The organism is Piscibacillus salipiscarius (assembly GCF_042685285.1).
Taxonomy (GTDB): Bacteria; Bacillota; Bacilli; order Bacillales; family Alkalibacillaceae; genus Piscibacillus; species Piscibacillus salipiscarius.
Genome location: NZ_JBHUMZ010000011.1, coordinates 62,779 through 82,995 on the forward strand (window position 1 = coordinate 62,779; position 20,217 = coordinate 82,995).

21 protein-coding genes are annotated in these 20,217 nt (G+C 37.2%); 18 read left to right on the forward strand and 3 right to left on the reverse strand.

From position 1 onward, the window contains the following. Positions 1-4: 4 nt before the first annotated feature. From ACFSW4_RS03090 to ACFSW4_RS03115, 6 genes are all read left to right on the forward strand, one after another. A complete protein-coding gene (locus ACFSW4_RS03090; RefSeq protein ID WP_377327377.1) occupies positions 5-1,111 on the forward strand; it encodes a sensor histidine kinase in 1,107 nt (368 codons plus the stop codon). A 1-nt stretch (position 1,112) separates the two neighbouring features. After that, positions 1,113-1,748 (forward strand): response regulator, encoded by a 636-nt coding sequence (locus tag ACFSW4_RS03095; protein ID WP_054752147.1) that lies wholly within the window; start codon positions 1,113-1,115, stop codon positions 1,746-1,748. Positions 1,749-1,849: 101 nt separating this feature from the next. Continuing rightward, positions 1,850-2,782 carry an ABC transporter ATP-binding protein gene (locus tag ACFSW4_RS03100; RefSeq protein WP_054752146.1) on the forward strand — a complete coding sequence of 311 codons (933 nt, stop codon included), beginning with the start codon at positions 1,850-1,852 and terminating at the stop codon, positions 2,780-2,782. Between the two features lie 12 nt (positions 2,783-2,794). Next, entirely contained in the window at positions 2,795-4,057 is a 1,263-nt protein-coding gene (locus tag ACFSW4_RS03105; protein WP_377327379.1) for an ABC transporter permease, read from the forward strand. Then, entirely contained in the window at positions 4,058-5,158 is a 1,101-nt protein-coding gene (locus ACFSW4_RS03110) for an ABC transporter permease (RefSeq protein ID WP_377327381.1), read from the forward strand. It abuts the gene before it with no gap. A 3-nt stretch (positions 5,159-5,161) separates the two neighbouring features. Then, entirely contained in the window at positions 5,162-5,803 is a 642-nt protein-coding gene (locus tag ACFSW4_RS03115; RefSeq protein WP_377327383.1) for a VC0807 family protein, read from the forward strand. 59 nt (positions 5,804-5,862) lie between these two features. Here the strand turns inward: ACFSW4_RS03115 and htpX are convergent, their stop codons facing one another. Then, the gene (htpX, locus tag ACFSW4_RS03120; protein WP_054752136.1) at positions 5,863-6,768 is read right to left on the reverse strand and encodes a protease HtpX; all 906 of its coding nucleotides are present in this window, start codon (positions 6,766-6,768) and stop codon (positions 5,863-5,865) included. 149 nt (positions 6,769-6,917) lie between these two features. On the opposite strand from htpX, the gene ACFSW4_RS03125 reads away from it, so the two are divergent. From ACFSW4_RS03125 to ACFSW4_RS03160, 8 genes are all read left to right on the forward strand, one after another. Continuing rightward, positions 6,918-7,520 (forward strand): DUF3889 domain-containing protein, encoded by a 603-nt coding sequence (locus ACFSW4_RS03125; protein WP_054752134.1) that lies wholly within the window; start codon positions 6,918-6,920, stop codon positions 7,518-7,520. 83 nt (positions 7,521-7,603) lie between these two features. Continuing rightward, positions 7,604-8,131, forward strand: coding sequence for a hypothetical protein (locus ACFSW4_RS03130; RefSeq protein ID WP_054752132.1), 528 nt, complete (start codon positions 7,604-7,606; stop codon positions 8,129-8,131). A gap of 17 nt (positions 8,132-8,148) precedes the next feature. Beyond that, a complete protein-coding gene (locus ACFSW4_RS03135) occupies positions 8,149-8,676 on the forward strand; it encodes a DNA topology modulation protein (protein ID WP_279401319.1) in 528 nt (175 codons plus the stop codon). 14 nt (positions 8,677-8,690) lie between these two features. Next, positions 8,691-9,389 carry an ABC transporter ATP-binding protein gene (locus ACFSW4_RS03140; protein WP_377327386.1) on the forward strand — a complete coding sequence of 233 codons (699 nt, stop codon included), beginning with the start codon at positions 8,691-8,693 and terminating at the stop codon, positions 9,387-9,389. Further along, positions 9,386-10,618: an ABC transporter permease gene (locus ACFSW4_RS03145; RefSeq protein ID WP_377327388.1), complete on the forward strand. Its 1,233-nt coding sequence runs from the start codon at positions 9,386-9,388 to the stop codon at positions 10,616-10,618. Before ACFSW4_RS03140 ends, ACFSW4_RS03145 begins: the two co-directional genes overlap by 4 nt. Positions 10,619-10,649: 31 nt before the next feature. Beyond that, on the forward strand, positions 10,650-11,132 hold the full coding sequence (locus ACFSW4_RS03150) for a DUF456 domain-containing protein (RefSeq protein ID WP_377327390.1): 483 nt from the start codon (positions 10,650-10,652) through the stop codon (positions 11,130-11,132). A 41-nt stretch (positions 11,133-11,173) separates the two neighbouring features. Continuing rightward, complete coding sequence (locus ACFSW4_RS03155) at positions 11,174-12,352, forward strand: cation:proton antiporter (protein WP_377327392.1); 1,179 nt, start codon at positions 11,174-11,176, stop codon at positions 12,350-12,352. A 66-nt stretch (positions 12,353-12,418) separates the two neighbouring features. Next, positions 12,419-13,717, forward strand: a complete 1,299-nt coding sequence (locus tag ACFSW4_RS03160) for a hypothetical protein (RefSeq protein WP_054752116.1) — start codon at positions 12,419-12,421, stop codon at positions 13,715-13,717. A 28-nt stretch (positions 13,718-13,745) separates the two neighbouring features. Here ACFSW4_RS03160 and ACFSW4_RS03165 read toward each other — a convergent pair whose 3' ends face one another. After that, a complete protein-coding gene (locus ACFSW4_RS03165) occupies positions 13,746-14,096 on the reverse strand; it encodes a DUF488 domain-containing protein (protein WP_377327394.1) in 351 nt (116 codons plus the stop codon). Positions 14,097-14,277: 181 nt separating this feature from the next. Here ACFSW4_RS03165 and ACFSW4_RS03170 point away from each other — a divergent pair, with 181 nt between their 5' ends. From ACFSW4_RS03170 to ACFSW4_RS03185, 4 genes are all read left to right on the forward strand, one after another. After that, positions 14,278-15,966, forward strand: a complete 1,689-nt coding sequence (locus tag ACFSW4_RS03170) for a 5'-nucleotidase C-terminal domain-containing protein (RefSeq protein WP_377327396.1) — start codon at positions 14,278-14,280, stop codon at positions 15,964-15,966. Positions 15,967-16,162: 196 nt separating this feature from the next. After that, a complete protein-coding gene (locus ACFSW4_RS03175; RefSeq protein ID WP_377327398.1) occupies positions 16,163-17,590 on the forward strand; it encodes a sensor domain-containing diguanylate cyclase in 1,428 nt (475 codons plus the stop codon). A gap of 55 nt (positions 17,591-17,645) precedes the next feature. Continuing rightward, entirely contained in the window at positions 17,646-18,218 is a 573-nt protein-coding gene (locus tag ACFSW4_RS03180) for a histidine phosphatase family protein (RefSeq protein ID WP_377327400.1), read from the forward strand. A gap of 67 nt (positions 18,219-18,285) precedes the next feature. After that, the gene (locus ACFSW4_RS03185; RefSeq protein ID WP_377327402.1) at positions 18,286-18,513 is read left to right on the forward strand and encodes a hypothetical protein; all 228 of its coding nucleotides are present in this window, start codon (positions 18,286-18,288) and stop codon (positions 18,511-18,513) included. Between the two features lie 78 nt (positions 18,514-18,591). Here ACFSW4_RS03185 and ACFSW4_RS03190 read toward each other — a convergent pair whose 3' ends face one another. Next, positions 18,592-20,154, reverse strand: a complete 1,563-nt coding sequence (locus tag ACFSW4_RS03190) for a lipase family alpha/beta hydrolase (RefSeq protein WP_377327404.1) — start codon at positions 20,152-20,154, stop codon at positions 18,592-18,594. Positions 20,155-20,217: the final 63 nt, after the last annotated feature.

A 20,217-nucleotide genomic window follows, 5' to 3' on the forward strand; every position in this document is an offset into this window, starting at 1 on the left:
TCAGATGGAAAAACATTTATTATGGATTTGGATTGGAATTCTATTAGTCGTTTGGGGCTTCAGCTTAGGGGATTTATCTCAAATTAGAGCCTTCCAATACTTTGGGAGTGCTTGTTTCTTTGCCGTTATTTTTTTACTACCTGCACTAAAATATCATAAGTATATAACTATAACGGGAATTGTAACAGCCTCAGTCATTACGACACTTGTATTCTGGCAAGAGGTGAGTGCACTACAAATCTTAACGTTTACATATCTATTAGGAGAGACAGTCTATCGTTTGGAAGGATGGGCAGTTTATATAGCTGGAAGTTTAATAGCGGTTAACATCATTCTTTTATCGCCAATTTCGGTTACTTTTTCGATCATTTATGCCGTTTTTGCACTGGTTGTTTCGTTTAGTAGTTATCAAAAACTTACTCAATTGAATGATGCGGACTCCAGGTACCAAGCGCTTTTGCACGAATATCGAAAAATAAAACTTAAGTCAGCAACAGATGAAAAATTAGCCAGACAGGAAGAACGTACGCAAATTGGCCGTGAGATCCATGATCGAGTTGGACATAAGTTAACTAATTTACTTATGCAATTAGAGGTTACGCGCATGGAGTCAGTCGGTGATACCAAAACAAAAATTAACGAACTTAAAATGCTCGCAAAAGATAGCTTAGAAGAGACGAGAAGTGCTGTAAAGGCGATGGATCATGAAGATGTCGGTGGATTAACGGCAATTGTTAGGCTTATAAGAAAGCTAGAGGCTGAGAATTATATACGAATTCACTTTTCAGCAAAACATAAAGCATTTAGCTCTGATTTAACAGTGGATCAAGCTGTCGTCGTCTACCGTGCGATCCAGGAGGCATTAACGAATGTGATGAAACATAGCGCACAAAGGGAAGTGTCAATTCTATTCGAGTCGCCAGGTGAGAGTGTGTTTAGATTTGAGGTAAGTAACCCGGTTAAAGAACACGAAGATTTTCAAGAAGGGTTTGGACTTAAGTCGATGCGTGAGCGACTTTCAAGCTTAGGTGGAGAGTTAGACGTGCGAATCTACCAAAATCGTTTTCTATTACGTGGTACGATACCATTGAAGGAAAAAGGGAGTGAGTGAAATGGCACGAATAGTCATTGCTGAGGATCAGTCACTTGTCGTTCAAGGATTAAAAATGATGATTGAAACGGACGGAAACCTTCAAGTCACAGGTGAAGCTCGTAATGGAAAAGAGGTTATAGAGCTTTGTGAGAAACAATGGTTTGATTTGGCCCTACTTGATATTAGAATGCCCGTTATGGATGGGCTTGAAGCGGCAAAAATCATTCGTGAACGATGGCCTGACATGAAAGTGTTAATGCTTACAACATTTAATGATGATGAATATGCTTTAGAAGCTTTAAGAATTGGTGCGCATGGCTACATGTTAAAAGATGCAGATGCAGAATCATTGATAAGGTCTATTAAAAGTTGTCTGAGTGGTGGACTTCAAATACAAGGTGAAGTAGCAGCTAAAGTCGTCCCTAGATTATTTGATCACAAAGAAGCTAAACCCAAATTACAGCACGAGTTAACACCAAGAGAGACAGATATTTTAAAACGTATTGGTGAAGGTAAAAACAATAAAGAAATTGCTGACGAACTTGCTTTATCAGTAGGGACCGTTAAAAATAATATAAGTGTTTTGTTAGATAAATTGTATCTTCGAGATCGGACTCAATTGGCTATTTTTGCGATAAAAAATGACATCGTTTAATAAAGTGACTTAAGTCACGATGATTTGTGACTAGAGGCAGTGTTTACACTGTCTTCTTTTTTATACATTAAAGGTAAGTTGAATGATAGGGAGAGTGGAACATGTTAGAAACGGTGGATTTGAGAAAAGTATATAAACGTAATATTGCCGCAGATGATGTCAATCTATATTTAGATAAAGGGGAGTCAGTTGGTCTACTTGGACCTAATGGAGCTGGTAAATCAACAACTATATCAATGATATCAACTTTACTTAAACCAACAGCAGGTGAGGTGAAGTGGCATGGAGAGAGTGTCATTAAGAACCCCTCGTTAATTCGTAATGTGTTAGGTGTGGTTCCTCAAGAAATCGCTCTATATGAAGAGTTAACCGCACGTGAAAACTTGAAGTTTTTCGGAAAGATCTACGGTATTAAAGGTAAACAGCTTGATCAAAAGATTGATGAAGTACTGGAAATCGTGGGGTTAAAAGAACGGCAGAAAGAGCTAGTGAAAACCTATTCAGGTGGGATGAAGAGGCGTATTAATATAGCCGTCGCTCTGCTTCATGAACCGGAAATTATTATGATGGATGAACCCACAGTCGGTATTGATCCACAATCGCGTCATTATATTCTTGAGATGGTACGGAAGTTGAATGAGGAAAAGGGAATGACGGTACTATATACAAGTCATTACATGGAGGAAGTCGAGAAGCTGTGTGATCGTATTTACATCATGGATTACGGGAAAGTCATTGCTACGGGAACTAAAGATGAGCTGACAAGTATTTTATCAAGTGAAGAAGCGATCCTTATTGAACTTGATCGAGATGAACCTGAATTAGTTGAACAACTTAAGAGTGTCGAAGGAATCCTTCAAGTGATTGAAAGAGAAAAAGCAATTAAATTAATTGTTCCTAAGGGATCGCGAATGCTTGGAACTATTTTTCAAATAGCTGAACAACTAGAAACTCAAATTAGTAGTATTAATGTTCAGGTGCCAACGTTAGAGGATGTATTTTTACATTTAACTGGACGAAATTTAAGGGACTAAGGGGAGAACGCTATGTGGAATTTCTTAAAAAAAGACATCCTCGTCTTGATGCGAGATCGTACAGAATTGGCAGTTCTACTCTTAATGCCCTTAATTTTGACTGCCATTTTAGGCTTCGCATTAGGAAGTGTTATGGGTGGAAGTACGGATGCGATTGAAGCTAGAATAGCAATCGTTCAAGAAGATCAAGTTGAAGAAGGTTCTGAACGTTTTATTAAAGGGTTAGAAGGATTACCATCACCAGCAATTAAAGAATTGTCTGAAGCGGCTCAAACATTTAACCCTACTTCCATTATTGAAGAAGCAATAAAAGGAACTGATATTTACCAGATTAGTCATCTGAATATAGAAGAAGCAGAGGAAGCTCTTCGTGATGAAGAAGTCGTTGCTATTCTAACAATTCCAAAGGATTTTACGTATAAAACGTTAAATAAACTTTTGCTTGATCAAGGGTCAGGTCCAGAATTAGTCATTAAATCGGGAGATCACAATGTTTTTACAAGTACTGTTTTTCAAGATGTGGTTGATCTAATTGTCTCCCAGCTTAATTTGACTTCTGCAGTCGAAAAAGTAGCAGCAGAAAATGGAGTGACGGTAGATTATCAAACTAGTTCAAGACAAATTGGCGGAAGAGAGAATGTAACCGAACGTCCTGCCATGTCTGCGCTAAAGTATTATACGTTTGCGATGGCCGTAATGTTTGCACTTTATATCGCGTCAACGATCGCAACAAAAGCTTTTAATGAAAATACTAGACATACGTTTAGCCGAATTATATTAGCAGGTAGAAGTCCTATACTGTACTTATCTGGAAAAGGGTTATCGAGTGCTATTCTAGTCATAATTCAGCTTTCTATATTAATTATGATATCAGTGTTTGTATATCAATCTTTTAAATTTATATCGATCGTGGATGCATTAGGAATTGGATTGATTACTTTTGTTTTTGCAATTAGCATCGGGGCAATTGCAGTCTTATTGACGTCCATTGTAATGAGAGCAAACAGTTTATCTGTTGCGGGTTTTTTCGCAGGTGCTGGCGTAAGTGTATTTGCCTTTTTAGGTGGAAGTTTCGTACCAAAAACGCAACTTCCTGACATAATAAACTCATTAGGTAATTGGACGCCAAACGGTCTTGCATTAACTGCTTATTTACAATGGTCCCAGGGGTTAGGATTCGAATACATTGCAACACCATTGATCAAAATTCTAGTTATGTCTTTAGTGATAACAATTATAAGTATTGTGATTTATCCAAGAAAGAGGGTGGTTTAGGTGAGAGCAATTTTTAAACTACAATGGCAACGGCTAAAAAGAGAACCACTTCTCACTGGATCAATGATATTAATGACGATCGTATTTGTTATGGTCATGGGTGGGTTTAATGCAACAGGGCAAATAACTGTACCGGTGTTTTTTCAAGGTGACATCGAAAATAAAGAGCATTGGATCGATGAATTAAATGAATCGACGGATACCTTTAAATTTGTCCAAAAAGATGAAGAATTAGCTTTAGAAGGAGTGGCTCTCGGTGAATATAACTACGCAGTGAGGCTCATGAAAGACGATTACCGTATTTTAATGATGGCAGAGAATAACCAAATGTACTCTCTTGATCAAGTATTTTATCAATACATGTCTAGTAAAAATTTACTGAGTGAAGCGGCAATACAGGTTGAGGATCCTAAAGCTTTTGTAGAACAGGTAAACGAATCTTTGACTGAACCGACTTTAACAGTCAATAGAGTCATTGAGGGTGAAGAGGATTCTAGTGGTTATAATCAGCAACTGCAAACATTATTTGGAATGACTCTGTTCTTCTCTTTATATACCATCATGTTTAGCTTAGGTAAAATCGCCCTTGAGAAGCAAACAGGTACAATGAATCGTATCATTTTGTCACCTATTAAAAAGTGGCAAGTGTATTTAGGCTATATGAGTTTTTCTTATTTGTTAGGTTTTGTTCAGATTGTCTCAGTCATACTTTTGTTTAAGTATTTATTTGGGTTTGAAGTGGGAGATCAAATGCAAGCGGTATTATTGACGGTTGCTTGCTTTGTCTTTGCGATCGTAGCGTTATCTATGTTAGTACTTGGTTTGGTTAAAAATTATCAACAATTAAACGCAGTCATACCGATTGTGTCAGTAAGTATGGCAATGATTGGTGGTGCATTTTGGCCACTTGAAATTGTAAGTAATCGCTTTATTTTAGCTATCGCAAAAATAGACCCTATCGCTTATGCCATGGAGGCCCTTCAATCCGTAACGATGTTCGGTCAAGAAATATCGAATATATATGATTCTCTTGCTATTTTAGTTTTCATCGGAGTCTTATGTATCGGGGTGGGCATCAATTTAATGGAGAGAAGGTCTTAGGTTATGAAAAAGCACGCAGGCTATGACATTCTATTTTATCTGGTAATCCCGTTAATTATATGGAATTATGGTAGAGATCTAATGGGAGACTATTACGCTATTTTATTATCTACTTTTCCAGGTTTTCTTTACACTGTCTATCGATTCATTGAGCAAAGGCAAATTAATATTACTGGAATGTTTGTAATAACTACTTTATTGATCTCAACTATGGTGGATATTTTATCTCCAGATGCTAAGGCAATGCTTTGGAATCAAGTCTATCTTGGATATGCTTTTGCGGGAGTGTTCCTTTTTTCTATGCTTATTAAGAAACCATTAGCATTGTATTTAGCAGTTGATTTTGCTTATTTACAAGGCTATGAGCGAAAAAATAGTTTAAATCTGTTTAAGAAAAAAGAAATTTTTAAATTATACCAACTCTTGACGGCATTGTTTGTCATTCGTGGTATTTTTCAAAGTTACTTTAAATCTTGGTTGTTACAAGCATATGGTGTAGATGGTTATGGTCAAATGTTAATTTATCTTAAATTGTCCGGCTGGATATTCGGTGGATTAATTGTTGCTGGATTTTTTTATACGGGTCATAAGATTAATCTATATGTAAAGCAGCATATTCAAATGGGCAAAGGCAAGGAAGCTTAAGTATTAGATATTAAAAAGGCACCCACTTTTTTGAGTAGGTGCCTTTTTCTGCTTTTGATTTATTTTGCTTGTAACCTAGCGATACGATCATCTAAATCAGGGTGTGAAGAGAATAGATTCATTTTTGTTTTGTTGTTAATTTTTAATGTTTGTACAGCATTGTCATCGTGGTGAGGATCGCGTACTCGGTTAACCTGCTGTTTTAGTGCTTCAAGCGCATGAATCATCTTATCTTTACCCGCTAGATCTGCACCACCACGGTCTGCGTGATACTCACGATAACGTGAATAAGCGAAGACAACCATCGATCCTAAAATTGAAAATAGAATTTGGAAAATGATGATGGCTGCAAAATGTACAACAAACTTCATTTCTTCTCTAACAAAACTTGATACAATGCTTGCTACTACGCGTGATAGGAATACTACGAATGTGTTCACAACGCCTTGTAGTAATGTCATGGTGACCATATCACCATTAGCTACGTGAGCCACTTCGTGAGCTAAGACGCCCTCTACAGCATCATCATCCATTGATTCTAGTAATCCTGAAGAAACCGCAACGAGTGAGCGCTTCTTAGAAGGGCCTGTTGCAAAAGCATTCACTTCACGTGAACGGTAAATCCCAACTTCTGGCATGTGCATAAGACCTGCTGCACGAGATAGACGATGCACACGGTCAACGAGTTCTTTTTCTTGAGCTGACATTGATTTTCCAGGATCTATAACGCGAACACCCATCATTTTCTTAGCCATCCAGCGTGACATAGCTAATGAAATGAAAGCGCCAGCGAAACCTACCACAATACTAAAGACACCTAAAGATACAAAATTAATACCGCCGACTCCATTGATTCCGCCGATATTACCTAAGTCAAAAAATGAGGTTAAAACGGACCAAACAATAACTATTGTGGCCATGACTAGAATGTTCGTTAATAAAAAGTAAAATATACGTTTACCCAATCTATTGTCCCCCTGCTTGTTTGATATAATTTTCAGTCAATATTATATCATGAAACCTTCTAATATAAAATGAATTCACTGTGACATTGTAACGGGTCAACCTTATGTAGGCATATGTTATAAAAACTATACTCAAAAGGAGGAGACATATGTACCCGTTTAATCGACACATGTATCAGCCACAACCAATGCTCCCATTCTTTGATGGACGCCAGCAAGTTATACAAGGTCAAGCGACTTGGACAGAGGGAGGACAAGTCACGCAGTGTAATATACCCTGGTCTGATAATGAATATCAAACAGTTGCTGTTAGCCCGAGATCTGGTTTTCAGTGTGGTCAAAGTTTAAAAGTAAGAAACCCTCAAAATACTCGAGAGGTAATCGTTGAGGTAGTGGATTCTGTTCCAAATAATCCGCCAAATAGAATCAACCTTCATAAGAGAGCATTTGAAGCATTAGGGGTTGATCCTGATGTTGGAGTGTTAAATGTTGAAATTATCCCTTCACCTGAACTAGAAGAAGAGAAGTTCGGAAAATACCTAATAGAGCTTGTTCAAGTTGGCTATCCTGGGTATCAAGTTACCAATTATAACTTTGAAGGAAGTGAGGAAGTATCCTCAAATAGAACTCGAGAGGCGTACCTTTATACATTGGTATCACCACGTGAGACCATCAAAGTAAGAGGGTCTGTCGTTTATAATCCAAACACTAACCGAGTTATTTCATTTGATTTGAGTGAAGTTGAACAATAACTATCAACCGCAGTTAAGGCTGCGGTTTTGTTTTAGTAAATACTGGAATAAAATGATATAATATTCTGACAGGGAGTGATGGGATGAAGAGAGCATTAGTCGTTGGTGGCTCCGGCATGTTAGCGGGTGTAAGTCATTGGTTAGTCGAACAAGGCTATGAAATTTATGTAGTAGGAAGGTCAAAGCGTAAGATGGCCAAGCTAATGAGTCGTGAAGGGAAACTTCATCCGCTGTATGTTGATTACCGTCATCTAGTAGAGTTTAAACAAAATATCAAACAAACGTTTGATTGGGATCTCATCATTGCTTGGATTCATCGCGTCCCAGAAAACCCAATGGAAACGTTACTAGAATCTATACAAGAACAGGAAACGAACTGCCACCTTTATCATGTATTAGGAAGCAGCTCGGATCTAAACGAAATGAGAGAGACGCTGGAAATCCCTAAACATTGTTATTACCATCAAGTTAAACTTGGTTTTAAAGTAGATCATAACCAATCTAGGTGGCTGACGAATAGTGAAATTTCAGACGGGGTTATTGAAGCGATAAAATCAGGCCAGTCGACTTATATTGTTGGACAATTAGAGCCTTGGGGTCAAAGACCTTAAGAGTGGGGGAAGAAGAAGTGAAACGTGTTATGTTAATCGGGTCACCTGGGTCTGGTAAATCAACTATGTCGAGAGAACTTGCGGAAATTTTAAAACTAGATTTGTATCATTTAGATAATCTCTTCTGGAGTCCAGGGTGGGTGATGGCTTCGCGAGAAAAACAGATCGAAATAACGAAAGAACTGATTAAGCAAGATAAATGGATTATTGATGGAAATTATAACGGAACAATCGACCTTAGACTAGAGAGAGCGGATTTCGTTGTTTTCTTTGATTTACCAAGAAGAGTCTGTATGTACCGGATCTTTAAACGTATGATTCAGTACCGGGGACAAAGACGGCCTGACCTCAATGCTGGGACTGAGCGGTTTAGTTGGGAGTTTATAAAATACGTGTGGGATTTTAGGAAGTCCAAACAACCTGGTGTCTATAAACATCTAAGAAACTATCCAACTAAAACCGTTGTGATTATTAGAACTAGACGAGAAGCTGATGAGTTCCTTAAACAAATTCGGCGTGACAAACATCACTATAAAGTTGGATAGAAAGAGGTGAGTGCATGGTAAAGGTTGATATACATAAAGCGGGTTATGATCAAGGAGAACCGGTGATCCGCCAAGTACATTTTCAAATAAATCAAGGTGAACTTGTTGGTCTGATTGGTCCGAACGGCGCTGGAAAAAGCACGACCATTAAAGCCTTGTTAGGTACCATTGGATTTGTAGAAGGCCAAGTACAATTTAATGATACATATGCATACATACCAGAACAGCCCGTGTACTATGACGAATTGACGTTGTGGGAACACATACAATTTACTGCTTCGATTTGCGAGTTATCTGAGGAAGAAATGAATCGCCGTGTTAAACCACTGCTTAATATCTTTAGATTAAAAAATGTCGTACATCAATATCCGACATCATTCTCTAAAGGTATGCAGCAGAAACTGATGATTGTCTTAGCGTTTTTAACGAAACCTTCTTTATACATCATCGATGAACCGTTTATTGGCCTTGACCCGAAAGCGATGAAAGATTTTTTACGTTTATTAGATCAAGAACGGCAAGAAGGGGCTGCAGTATTAATGTCAACTCACATGTTAGATACGGCAGAAAGAATTTGTGACAGGTTCGTATTGATGATGAACGGAGAAGTGATTATACAAGGTACACTCGAAGACATCTTAAATGCTGCAGGGACTAGACATGCCACTTTATTAGATTCATTTGAAGTACTTATGGAGCGTACAGTAAAATGAAGGGTTTACAACTATTTAGAAACAAGCTGAGTCAGCACTTTAGGTTTTACAAACGAATAAAGAGGTTAACGATTGATTGGACAGTTTGGATTTATGTATTCATACCTTTTGCTCTTATGGGAGCAAGCTTTTACGCTGATTTATGGCTCCAAATTCCAGGGTGGCCGAATTATGTAACGGTTGATACTCTTATATTGATTATTATTTTAGTTATACTTGCGGGTTCTCATTATGCTTTTTTACATCATGCGGACCTTTTGTATTTGTGGCAAAAAACGAATCTTATTAAGTCACTGAACCAGTTTAAAATGCTCTTTATAACATTTAAAATGCTTATTAAAGTAAGTTTGTTGATGGCTGTTCTTTCGCCAATTATAATGCAGTATTTAAATTTAGGGATGAATGAGTTCTGGTCGTTAAGTTTTTTAATCTATATCTGGTCATTGTCCGTTAGCCTAATCAAGCGTGTGTTAAATGTGCAATTATCTAAATGGTCGTTTCGGCTAAGCATAGCTCTATTGGTTTCTTTATCTTATGGCTATTTCTGGTTTGTCTTAAACGGCTTTTCATATTGGGCTGCATATGGGTTAGCAATTGGGATCTTAATCTTGGTGATAAGAAAAGTTTTCAAGAAAAGCAAACATTTTGAACGTGAAATTGAACTAGATAGAGAACTGAGAAATAAAGTTTTACAGCTGATTCTAATGCAAAGCGCCCACATTGGAGCACCAGACTGGATGGTTCAGTCAAAAGCTCGTTCGTCAAAAAAACCTTGGATTTTTAGGAAGTCTCAAAAATTATTCACAGGTTATACACCGGAAATAGGTTATCAAGAACTCATTATAAAAACTATGTTAAGAAGGAGAAATTGGATCCTACTATATGTACAACTCACTTTAGGAGGGGTAATTCTTATAGTTTTATTTCCGGGATGGTACAAGTTAATTATATATTTTGCTCTTATTTATTTTTTAGGGCAGTTATTAAAATCATTTTGGAACCAGATTATCACAGATCCATTCCTAGAATTGTTTAGATGGCAGCAAGTCAATTTAACAAACTTATCAAGAGTGATTTTGATGAGATTTATTCTGCCTAGTGCAATGGTACTAAGTGGTGTTACAGGGTTTGTTTTTTTCTCTATAACCGGAATGATGTTAATGTTGATATTTGGTTGGATGATCTCACACTTTCTTGCCCATTTTCTTAGCCGAAGCGTTATAATGTAGGTATAGATATCTAAAGTTGTTGGAGGTTTGTATGGATATAGTTATATGGATATTGATTATAGCCTTTTTCGTATTAAGTTTTGTAGGAATATTATTTCCTATCATTCCATCTGTATTAGTGTTGTGGCTTGGTTTCTTAGCGTACCATTTCTTTATAGATAACGCGGAACTTGGTTGGGTCTTCTATTCGATTATGGTTATCTTCACCATTATTTTAATTGGTGCGGATGTGATTGCCAACAGTTACTTTGTTAAAAAATATGGTGGTTCTAAACGAGGTGAACAAGTTGCTGCTGTAGCTGTTATTGTTGGCTCATTTATTGTACCTCCATTCGGAATTCTAGTCGTACCATTTGTTGCAGTTTTAGTTACAGAACTTATCCAAAAGCGTTCGACAAAAGAGGCTTTTCGAGCATCAGTCGGTTCGTTTATCGGATTTTTAAGTGGCTCACTAGCAAAAGTTGTGATCCAACTGATTATGATCATTTGGTTTTTTGTCACCATTGCATTTTAGTATCTAAAAAAAGGGTATGGTATGGATAAGAGGTGACAAAGATGAACGCTTATCAAATCATATCGTTTATACTCATTGGAACAATCATTTTTGCAATAGATAAAAAGAAAGAATACATCCCTGTTCCAGTTTTATTATTAATAGTTGGAATCGGATTATCATTTATTCCTTTTTATCACGATGTCGTACTAACTGAAAAAATGATTTTACATTGGTTTTTACCCGCTTTATTGTTCGTCTCTGCTTATGAATTTCCTCTTAAAGATTTTAAAAAGTATTATCCAGCTTTTATTACTTTAAGTACTATTGGTATGTTGTTTGTGGCATTTCTGTTTGCTGGATTGATTTATTTCACTTTAGGATCTGCATTATCATTAAGTTTTCTAGCAGCTTTAGTCATTGCAGCAATTCTTACCCCAACGGATCCCGTTTCAGTAGTTAATATATTAAAAAAGTCAACCAATAAAGATGATCTAGCAGATGTGGTTGAAGGAGAGTCATTGTTTAATGACGGGACAAGTGTCGTCTTATTTACGGTTGTAGCTGGTATTTATTCGAATCAAAAAGGATTTCACATCCTCTCTTTCTTTCAAGAATTTCTGCTAGTTTCGCTAGGTGGCATTTTAACTGGACTAATATTTGGTTATATTTTTAGTAAGATTATTTTTTGGCTTAATCACCGAGAGTATCAAGTAATGGTGAGTTTGATCCTAGCTTATGGAGGTTTTCTAACGGCAGAACATTTTGGAGTATCGGGTGTTCTTGCTACAGTAACTGCAGGATTAATGTTATCTTTTGAGTTAGAGAAACAAAATAGAGAGCAAACGAGAAATTATTTAAGAGGTTTTTGGGAAAACATAAACCCAGTCGTGTTATCCATACTATTCATAGTAATGGGGTTAGAAGTGCAGAAATTAATTCAGCTCAGCGAATGGTGGGCGATGCTAGTCATCTTCGTTCTATCACTTATATCTAGGGAAATCATCTTACTAATTAGTTATAAAACCATACCAAACTTAAGAGAACGATTTAAATTTACTGATGTACACATTATGACTTGGGCTGGAATTAAAGGTACGATGTCAGTTGCTTTACTTCTGATGTTTAAAGATCAATACGCAAACCAAGCTGATATGATTATCTCACTCGCAATAGGTGCCATAATTATTTCAATGGTTGTTCAGAGTTTATCGATTTATCCTTTATCAAAAAGGAGTTAAATGATATATGAAACCTTTATATAAGAGGTTTCGTCTTAATAGTAAAACCATTAAAGGGTGTTCGCTATGAAAAAAGCTTTATGTTTAATTGTTTTATTTTCTTTATGGATGCTGGCTGCTTGTTCTGATGATCAAGAAGGAGCACCTGTTGAAGATCAATTAGTCGGTACATGGAACGGGGCGATCGAAGTAGAGGAGCAGCCTCTTAATATCATTATCGAATTTGACCATAAAGAAAAATTTACTGGTAATATCAGTATTCCTATACAAAATTTAAATGAATTTTCTTTAACCCACTTGAAATTTGACGGAGAGAACATTTCATTTGAGGTGCCACTCCCGAATCAAGAGGTCAAGTTTGAAGGCGTTTTAGAAAATGAGGATTTGATCGAAGGGACGTTTACGCAAGAAGGACAGGAATTCCCTTTTCATTTAGAAAGAGGTCAATTGGCTGGGCAAACAGGCGAGCGTTCAGAACCTGAAGATTTATTGTCAGTTGAAACTGAACATGGCGAATTAAAAGGCGAACTGTTAACGCCAGAAGGTGAAGGGCCTTACCCTGTTGCTTTAATTATCCCTGGTTCAGGTCCAACTAGTCGCGATGGTAATTCAAAGGGTATCCCAGGTAAAAATAATAGCTTGAAATTAGTAGCTGAATCGCTTGCAGAAAATGGAATAGCATCGATTCGTTATAGTAAGCGTGGTGTTCGGGAAAATGAAGAGGCGGTCATACCTGAAAGCGAATTACGCTTCAAAGATTTCGTAAATGATGCGAAAGCTTGGCTTAATATGATGCACGGTGATGAACGTTTTTCTGAGGTTAGTGTAATTGGGCACAGTCAAGGTTCGTTAGTTGGTATGTTAGCGGCTCAAGAAGCGGGAGCTGATTATTTTGTTTCCGTTGCAGGAGCTGGCAAACCGATTGGTGAAGTGATTTTGGATCAGATTGAAGGTCAGGTAAGTGAAAAACAATTAAACGAATCTAAAAACGTTTTGAATAAACTTGAGCAAGGAAAGACGGTTGAAGATGTCAGTCCTAAATTATACAGTTTGTTTGCACCGGAGCTGCAACCATTTCTAATATCATGGATGAACTACGACCCTGCTGAGGAGATAAAAAAGTTAAACATGCCAGTGTTAATTGTTCAGGGCACACATGATGTTCAAATATCAGTAGAAAATGCTGATCGATTAGCTAATGCTAATCTAGATGCTGAAGAGTTGGTAATTGAAGAGATGAATCACGTTCTTAAAGAAGCACCTGAAGATCGTTCTAGTAACATGAGTACGTATGCTAACCCTGACTTACCATTAGCTGAAGGGTTAATGGATGGGATTCTAAATTTCTTAAAAAAAGATAAGTAAATGAGGTTGGAGTTTCCCAACCTCATTTTTACGTTAATAAGTCCTTTAACACTTGAGCGTGGTTGTATTTTTCCTCTTTTGTTGCATATAGAAGAGTAACCTTTCCATTAGATGTCCAATCCTTTAATTGATTAAATGCTTCATTTTGTTCTTCATTTTTTTTGAGTTCTTCTTTATATTTCTTTTTAAACTCTTTAAACTTATCTGGATCATGATTAAACCACTTTCTTAAATCGGAAGTGGGCGCGACTTCTTTTAGCCATTCATCTAATTGAGCCTTCTCTTTTGATACACCTCTTGGCCACACGCGATCAATTAACACACGCTTTCCATCATTTTTATAAGCTTCATTGTAAATTCTTTTTAAATTAACTGTCATAAGAATCACCTCTCTATTTAACTATGACCGAAATCAGTCTATATTAAACTAAATCTATCGAGTCTTGCGAGTATGGTTTTAATTTACGAAAAATTAATAATAGAGTGACACAATTGAGTCAATGTACCTATTAATTCTATGATATATTGTATTTGGAACATACATAAAGGGAGGAATAATGATGAAAAAGTTCGTTATGATTCTATTATCTTTGTCTTTACTAGTACCTTCGTTTAGTAGCTTAACTGCTGTTGAACAAGATTTAGTTGACGTACAGTTACTAGGAGTAAATGATTGGCACGGTCAGATCGATTACGAAGATTCCTTTGCGGATTTTGATGGGGATGGAGAAAACGACCCGGCTGGACGTGCAGATTATCTAGCTGCTTATTTAAAAGAACGTGAAGCAACAAACCCAGATAATACGCTAATGGTTCATTCCGGTGATATGATTGGCGGAAGTCCATTAATTTCAGCGTCATTCCAAGATGAACCAACTGTAGAAATCATGGAAGAAATGGGTATGGATGTAGGTACATTAGGCAACCATGAATTTGATGAAGGTGTCGATGAGCTTCTTCGTATGATTAATGGCGGAGAACATCCAAACGGTACGGAAGGCTATGACGGTATGAATTTCCCTGTTGTAGCAGCAAATGTTCAATATAAAGATACTGAAGAGTTGATTGTTGACCCTTATGTAGTTAAAGAAGTTGAAGGTCAGAAAATTGGGTTTATTGGAGTTGTGACTACAGAAACTCCAAATATGGTAATTAAAGAAGGAAACGAAAATGTAGAGTTTACAGATGAAGCAGAAGCGATTAATAAATATGTTCCAGAATTAAAAGAACAAGGTGTTAAGTCAATAGTCGTTCTTGCACATAATCCTGCTTTCCAAGAAGGGGATGCTATTACTGGAGATGCTGCTAACATTGCGAACAGTGTTGATGATGAAGTTGACGTGATTTTTGCAGCTCACAACCACGTTTATAACAATGGATTAGTAGACGGTAAATTAATCGTTCAAGCTTATTCTTATGGAACAGCATTTTCAGACGTTGATTTAAAAATTGATCCTGCAACTGGTGACATTGTTGAGAAAACAGCTGAGGTAGTAACCGTTGCTCAACATGGTATGGAGCCAGATCCTGCTGTTGCGTCAATCTTAGATAAATATGAAACACTTGTTGATGATATTAAAAATGAAGTTATCGGAGATGCAGCGGTACCTTTAGAAGGCGGTTATGCTGCACGCGGAGAACAAGGCGATAATCCGTTAGGTAACTTAATTGCTGATGGCATGAAGTGGGCAATGGATGCTGATATGGCTATGATGAATGGTGGCGGCATTCGTGCTGACATTGACGAAGGTCCGATTACGTACGGTGAAGTCTTTACAGTTCAGCCATTTGGAAACACTTTAGTCAAAGCTGAACTTACGGGAGAGTCCATTATTGATGTGTTAAATAATCAATTAAGCGAGCCGTATGGTCCAGATTATAGTGTAGCTGGATTCAGCTATACATGGAACTATGATGAGATGGAAGTAATTGATGTGTTCCTTCCAGATGGATCTGAAATTGACCCTAACGAAGTATACACAGTTGTAGTTAATAATTACATGTTCGGTGACCCTGATAGTAATATTGAAAACTTAGCGTTAAGCTCAGAAGTTGGTCCAACTGATTTAGATGCTACTGTTGACTATATTAAATCATTTGATGAACCAATTGAATATTATGCAGAAGGACGTATTCAAGAAGTAGAACTTGTTACACCGCTAACTGACAACCCTAACGCTTCTGATCGAGCTAAAGAAAGACTTAAAGAACTTGCTAAAGACGGTAAGTTCAAAAATGGAAACCATTAAGAATATAAACTGCTGGCCTTAGCCAGCAGTTTTATTTATGTAATAATCTTCTCCAATAGGGTTAAACTAAAATTAAAAGAAAATTTTGTAAAATTTTTGTCGAAATACTTTTAATCTTTCAGAAAAGTGGTATAGTAAAATATAAATATCGTTATATTTTATAGCGATATTAAAAAATGGTAGTGGGGGCACCTACATGGCTCATCTGATTAATGTCCAACATTTCTTGAAAGAACAAAGTAGAATTATAGAGATGCTAGCGGCAGATCATCTGCCACTATGCAAAATATTAGAGAGATTAACCGAGACGATAGCAGTAGTTCTTCCAGATGTTCGTGCGACTATCACTGAATATAATGGAAAACTACATAGTCTGGAGAACCCTATTGGCCCTCGGTTTTCAAGGGCGTATTTAGAAAATATGGACGGCTTAAAGGTTGGACCAAAATCAGGATCATGTGGGACCTCCGCATACATAAATGATTTAGTAGTCGTAGAGGATGCTAAAGTTGATTCGTTATGGGAGAATCATAGGGAAGTTGCTGTTAAATATGATATTAAAGGATGCTGGTCGATTCCGATTGTATCTTCGAGTGGGGAATTATACGGAACTTTAGCTTTCTATCCGAATGAAAATCGAAAGCCAACTGAAGAAGAAAAACAAATTTTTGATCAGTTCAGTCACTTAGCAGCCGTTATTATAGATAAGAAGCAATCGCAAGAAGCACTACAATTAGCTAATCGAGTGATTGAAAATAGTCCGGCTATCATTTTCAGATGGAAAGCAGATAAAGGATGGCCGATTGACTATGTATCAAATAATGTAGAGCAATTTGGTTATTCACCAGAGAAATTCTTAAAAGAACAAATAGATTTTTCTCTAATCGTACACCCTAACGATCTACCAAGAGTAGAGGCTGAGGTAGAAGATTACTTGAGTAGAGGTGTCTATAAATATAAACAAGAGTACCGGCTAATTACATCCGATGGGCGAGTTCGCTGGATTGATGATCGGACGACCGTGACAAGAGGAAGAAATGGTGACATCTTATATATCGAAGGCGTATTAATAGATATTACTGAACGTAAAGAAGCGGAACAAAAAGTTTTCTATCTAGCCAATAATGATCCGCTAACAGGTATTCCAAACCGTAGACACTTTAAACAAACACTAGCTAGAGAAATAGATCGTCACAAAGAAACAAATGAGAAGCTTGCTGTATTATATTTGGACTGTGATAATTTTAAACAAATCAATGACGACTTAGGACATGATGCAGGTGATGATTTCCTTTTGCATTTAGCTAGACGTCTTCGCAATTGCTTAAGAGAAGAAGATATGATCGCGAGAATAGGCGGAGATGAATTTAATGTACTCTTAACAGGTGTTAAAAGTGAGGAAGACGTTATTAAAGTTGCAGAACGACTAGACCATGCTTCATCTAAGCCGTGGGAGATTAGAGGTAAAATCTATCACGTAACGTTAAGTATTGGTGTCGCGATGGCACCTGATGACGGAGAAGAAGTGGATGATTTAATAAGAAAAGCAGACCGTGCTTTATATAAAGCAAAAGCGTCGGGGAAAAACCGACTAATGTGGTATGTTCCAAAGATGAGCATTTAAAAATGCTGCTGTTATTCGGCAGCATTTTTTCTATATGGTTAAGGAGGGATTTGTAATGACTGTAATTGGATTTGTTAGACATGGAATTACTGATTGGAATATTGCTAGGAAAGCACAAGGAAGCTCGGATATTCCATTGAACGATAAGGGTTTGGAAGATGCGGAAAAGCTTGCTGAACGCTTGAAAGACGAAAAGTGGTCAGTTGTTTATTCTAGTGATTTAAAGCGAGCACATAAAACAGCAGAAATAATAGCTACGAAATTAGAAGTTCCTGTAATAACAGATGAAAGAATTAGAGAAGCCTATGGTGGACAAATCGAAGGGACGACTAAAGCTGAGCGAATTGAACGTTGGGGTGAGAAGTGGTATGAAGAAGATTTAGGAATTGAAAATAACAAAAGTGTGGTCGAGCGAGGGCTGGCTTTTATAAATGAAATAGTAGACCAACATCCTGAAAAGCACATTTTAGTTATCTCACATGGTTCTTTTCTGAGACAATTATTAGCGGAATTAGTTGAACCAGTTAGTCAAAATAATCGGTTGAATAATACTTCTTTAACTAAGTTGCACTATGATGGACAAAAGTGGGAAATCTCATTATTTAATTGCACGAAGCATCTTAATTAATTACCAATAAATAAATGATTGTGTTAAAATGAGAAAAGTGAGAATTATAAGATTTTGGGGGATTGTGATGAAAGTTGCCGCTAAGAGTAGCTTAGTTGTTGGAATATTGGCGATCATCTTAGGGATTGGCTTATTGTTAGTTGATTTTCCCGAAACAAACGGATTACAAGATGCGCTTAATTATATACTCTTTGAGTCATCTGCAAGAGTTCTTTGGATCATAGGCTTAATAGGTCTAGTAATCGGTTATTTGTTAAATAAAAAAGTAAAAAAACGAAATCGTATTTTTTATTAAAAACCTTCCACAGAGCTTAAATGCTCAGCGGAAGGTTTTTGTTAATCGATAATAAAATCATTTGGGTTTGATTAAACCTTATCTATGATGGGGTCCTGGAACTTTAACAGACTCCACAATGGTTCTTTTAAATGGATAACCTTTTTCTGTGACGCCTTCAATATCAATTGTCACGTTATAAGTAGTGTTTGGTTTACCTAATTGGATGTTTTGAGAATGGTTAGATTGATTAGTGAATTTCTTTGTATTGGCAGGGTTCTTAGACTCGGTAACAGTGTAGGTTGTGTGTTTAATCTTGTTTTGGCTTTGCATTTGGTAGGTCAGATTTAAGTCACCATTTTGTTTAATGTGTTTGTTAAGATTAAATGGTCGTTTCGTGCGATAATCGTTCATTAATAGGTAGGAGTCGGGAGTGTGAGAATTAATTTTAAGAGTCCATTCCCCAGGTGTAGGACGTTTAATTGATGCCATGTGACTAATGGCATTTTTAAAGACACCGTCGTCAATGCTAGTAGATTTAAATAATGCAGGATGTTCTTTACCATTAGGGTCGACTAGCTTCATAGACTTAGGTTGTTTTGAAGTCATGAGATTAATGTTAAGTTCTGAAACATCATCTTCAACTGCCATCGAGATGCCATCTTGACCTTCTTTAAGTTCCCCGCCGTGAATCCATTGATTTGATTTGAGGTTCTTTTTCTTACCTTTAGGCTGTTTTTGGGATGTGAAATTTTGTTGATCTGCTAAATAGTCATCAAAGACTGGGAAGGTGATACCAGTACGAATTGAAGAGTGATCCCAATCGCCAACAGCTACTTCTGTACCGCCAGGAAGTCTGCTGCTATCAACGGTTACGACACCATCATTAGATCCGTAAGATGATAGATACATACCTCCGTACCAAGTTGAAGAGAATGCGGAACCCCATGAAGTACCGGCTAATGTATAGTAGTCGTTATAATAAGCGAGTGGTTGTGGGTCAGTTTGCTGACGATAAGCTTCCATTTCAGCCATTTGCATCGAGTAAGTGCCGTCTCCTTTAGCTCCAATTAAATCGGCAAGCCAGCTTGCCCAAGAGCTGTAGGCAAGATCAGCTAATTGTGACCCGTGATGTGGGCTTGAAAGAGTAATAACGTTGTCGACATATTGATGAGCACCATAATAAGTGAGAGCAGTCTGGGAGTCAACGCCGCCTTTGCTGTGAGCGACGATGGTAATAGGTTTGCCATTAAAGTGGTTTGAGATCTCAATGATTTTTTCAGCTAATAATTGACCATTATCCCACATGTCTTCGTTGTACCCACCTGCATCATGAAGTTGAAGAAACGTGGTTTGATAACCGGCATCGTAAGCGGTTTGGTACATGTCATTATCTTCCCACCAAATTTGCGCCGTACTATTTAATCCGTGTACAAAGAGAAGAATAGGCTTGCTAGGGTCCAGGTTGGATGGTGTGGAACCGATATACCATTCACCTGGCGTTTCATCATTTCCATTACTGGCTTTACCCATGATGGAGATGCCATCATCTTGTGGTGCAACTAACTTGGGATCCTCAAGCTTCTGTGTATCCGCATTAGTGAAAACGCTTCCAAAAATCAATACAAGAAACAGAGTGACGAGTGAAATTTTCTTATACATAAATACCTCCTAAAAATTTAGTTACTCTAATTATCTATCATATAGGTATGTCATTATTAGGGG

What these genes read in the sequence shown, in the direction of transcription:
- ACFSW4_RS03090 (WP_377327377.1), top strand. Translation starts at nt 5, where the DNA reads ATGGAAAAACATTTATTATGGATTTGGATTGGAATTCTATTAGTCGTT.
- ACFSW4_RS03095 (WP_054752147.1), top strand. Translation starts at nt 1,113, where the DNA reads ATGGCACGAATAGTCATTGCTGAGGATCAGTCACTTGTCGTTCAAGGA.
- ACFSW4_RS03100 (WP_054752146.1), top strand. Translation starts at nt 1,850, where the DNA reads ATGTTAGAAACGGTGGATTTGAGAAAAGTATATAAACGTAATATTGCC.
- ACFSW4_RS03105 (WP_377327379.1), top strand. Translation starts at nt 2,795, where the DNA reads ATGTGGAATTTCTTAAAAAAAGACATCCTCGTCTTGATGCGAGATCGT.
- ACFSW4_RS03115 (WP_377327383.1), top strand. Translation starts at nt 5,162, where the DNA reads ATGAAAAAGCACGCAGGCTATGACATTCTATTTTATCTGGTAATCCCG.
- ACFSW4_RS03125 (WP_054752134.1), top strand. Translation starts at nt 6,918, where the DNA reads ATGTACCCGTTTAATCGACACATGTATCAGCCACAACCAATGCTCCCA.
- ACFSW4_RS03130 (WP_054752132.1), top strand. Translation starts at nt 7,604, where the DNA reads ATGAAGAGAGCATTAGTCGTTGGTGGCTCCGGCATGTTAGCGGGTGTA.
- ACFSW4_RS03140 (WP_377327386.1), top strand. Translation starts at nt 8,691, where the DNA reads ATGGTAAAGGTTGATATACATAAAGCGGGTTATGATCAAGGAGAACCG.
- ACFSW4_RS03145 (WP_377327388.1), top strand. Translation starts at nt 9,386, where the DNA reads ATGAAGGGTTTACAACTATTTAGAAACAAGCTGAGTCAGCACTTTAGG.
- ACFSW4_RS03150 (WP_377327390.1), top strand. Translation starts at nt 10,650, where the DNA reads ATGGATATAGTTATATGGATATTGATTATAGCCTTTTTCGTATTAAGT.
- ACFSW4_RS03155 (WP_377327392.1), top strand. Translation starts at nt 11,174, where the DNA reads ATGAACGCTTATCAAATCATATCGTTTATACTCATTGGAACAATCATT.
- ACFSW4_RS03160 (WP_054752116.1), top strand. Translation starts at nt 12,419, where the DNA reads ATGAAAAAAGCTTTATGTTTAATTGTTTTATTTTCTTTATGGATGCTG.
- ACFSW4_RS03165 (WP_377327394.1), bottom strand. Translation starts at nt 14,096, where the DNA reads ATGACAGTTAATTTAAAAAGAATTTACAATGAAGCTTATAAAAATGAT.
- ACFSW4_RS03170 (WP_377327396.1), top strand. Translation starts at nt 14,278, where the DNA reads ATGAAAAAGTTCGTTATGATTCTATTATCTTTGTCTTTACTAGTACCT.
- ACFSW4_RS03175 (WP_377327398.1), top strand. Translation starts at nt 16,163, where the DNA reads ATGGCTCATCTGATTAATGTCCAACATTTCTTGAAAGAACAAAGTAGA.
- ACFSW4_RS03180 (WP_377327400.1), top strand. Translation starts at nt 17,646, where the DNA reads ATGACTGTAATTGGATTTGTTAGACATGGAATTACTGATTGGAATATT.
- ACFSW4_RS03185 (WP_377327402.1), top strand. Translation starts at nt 18,286, where the DNA reads ATGAAAGTTGCCGCTAAGAGTAGCTTAGTTGTTGGAATATTGGCGATC.
- ACFSW4_RS03190 (WP_377327404.1), bottom strand. Translation starts at nt 20,154, where the DNA reads ATGTATAAGAAAATTTCACTCGTCACTCTGTTTCTTGTATTGATTTTT.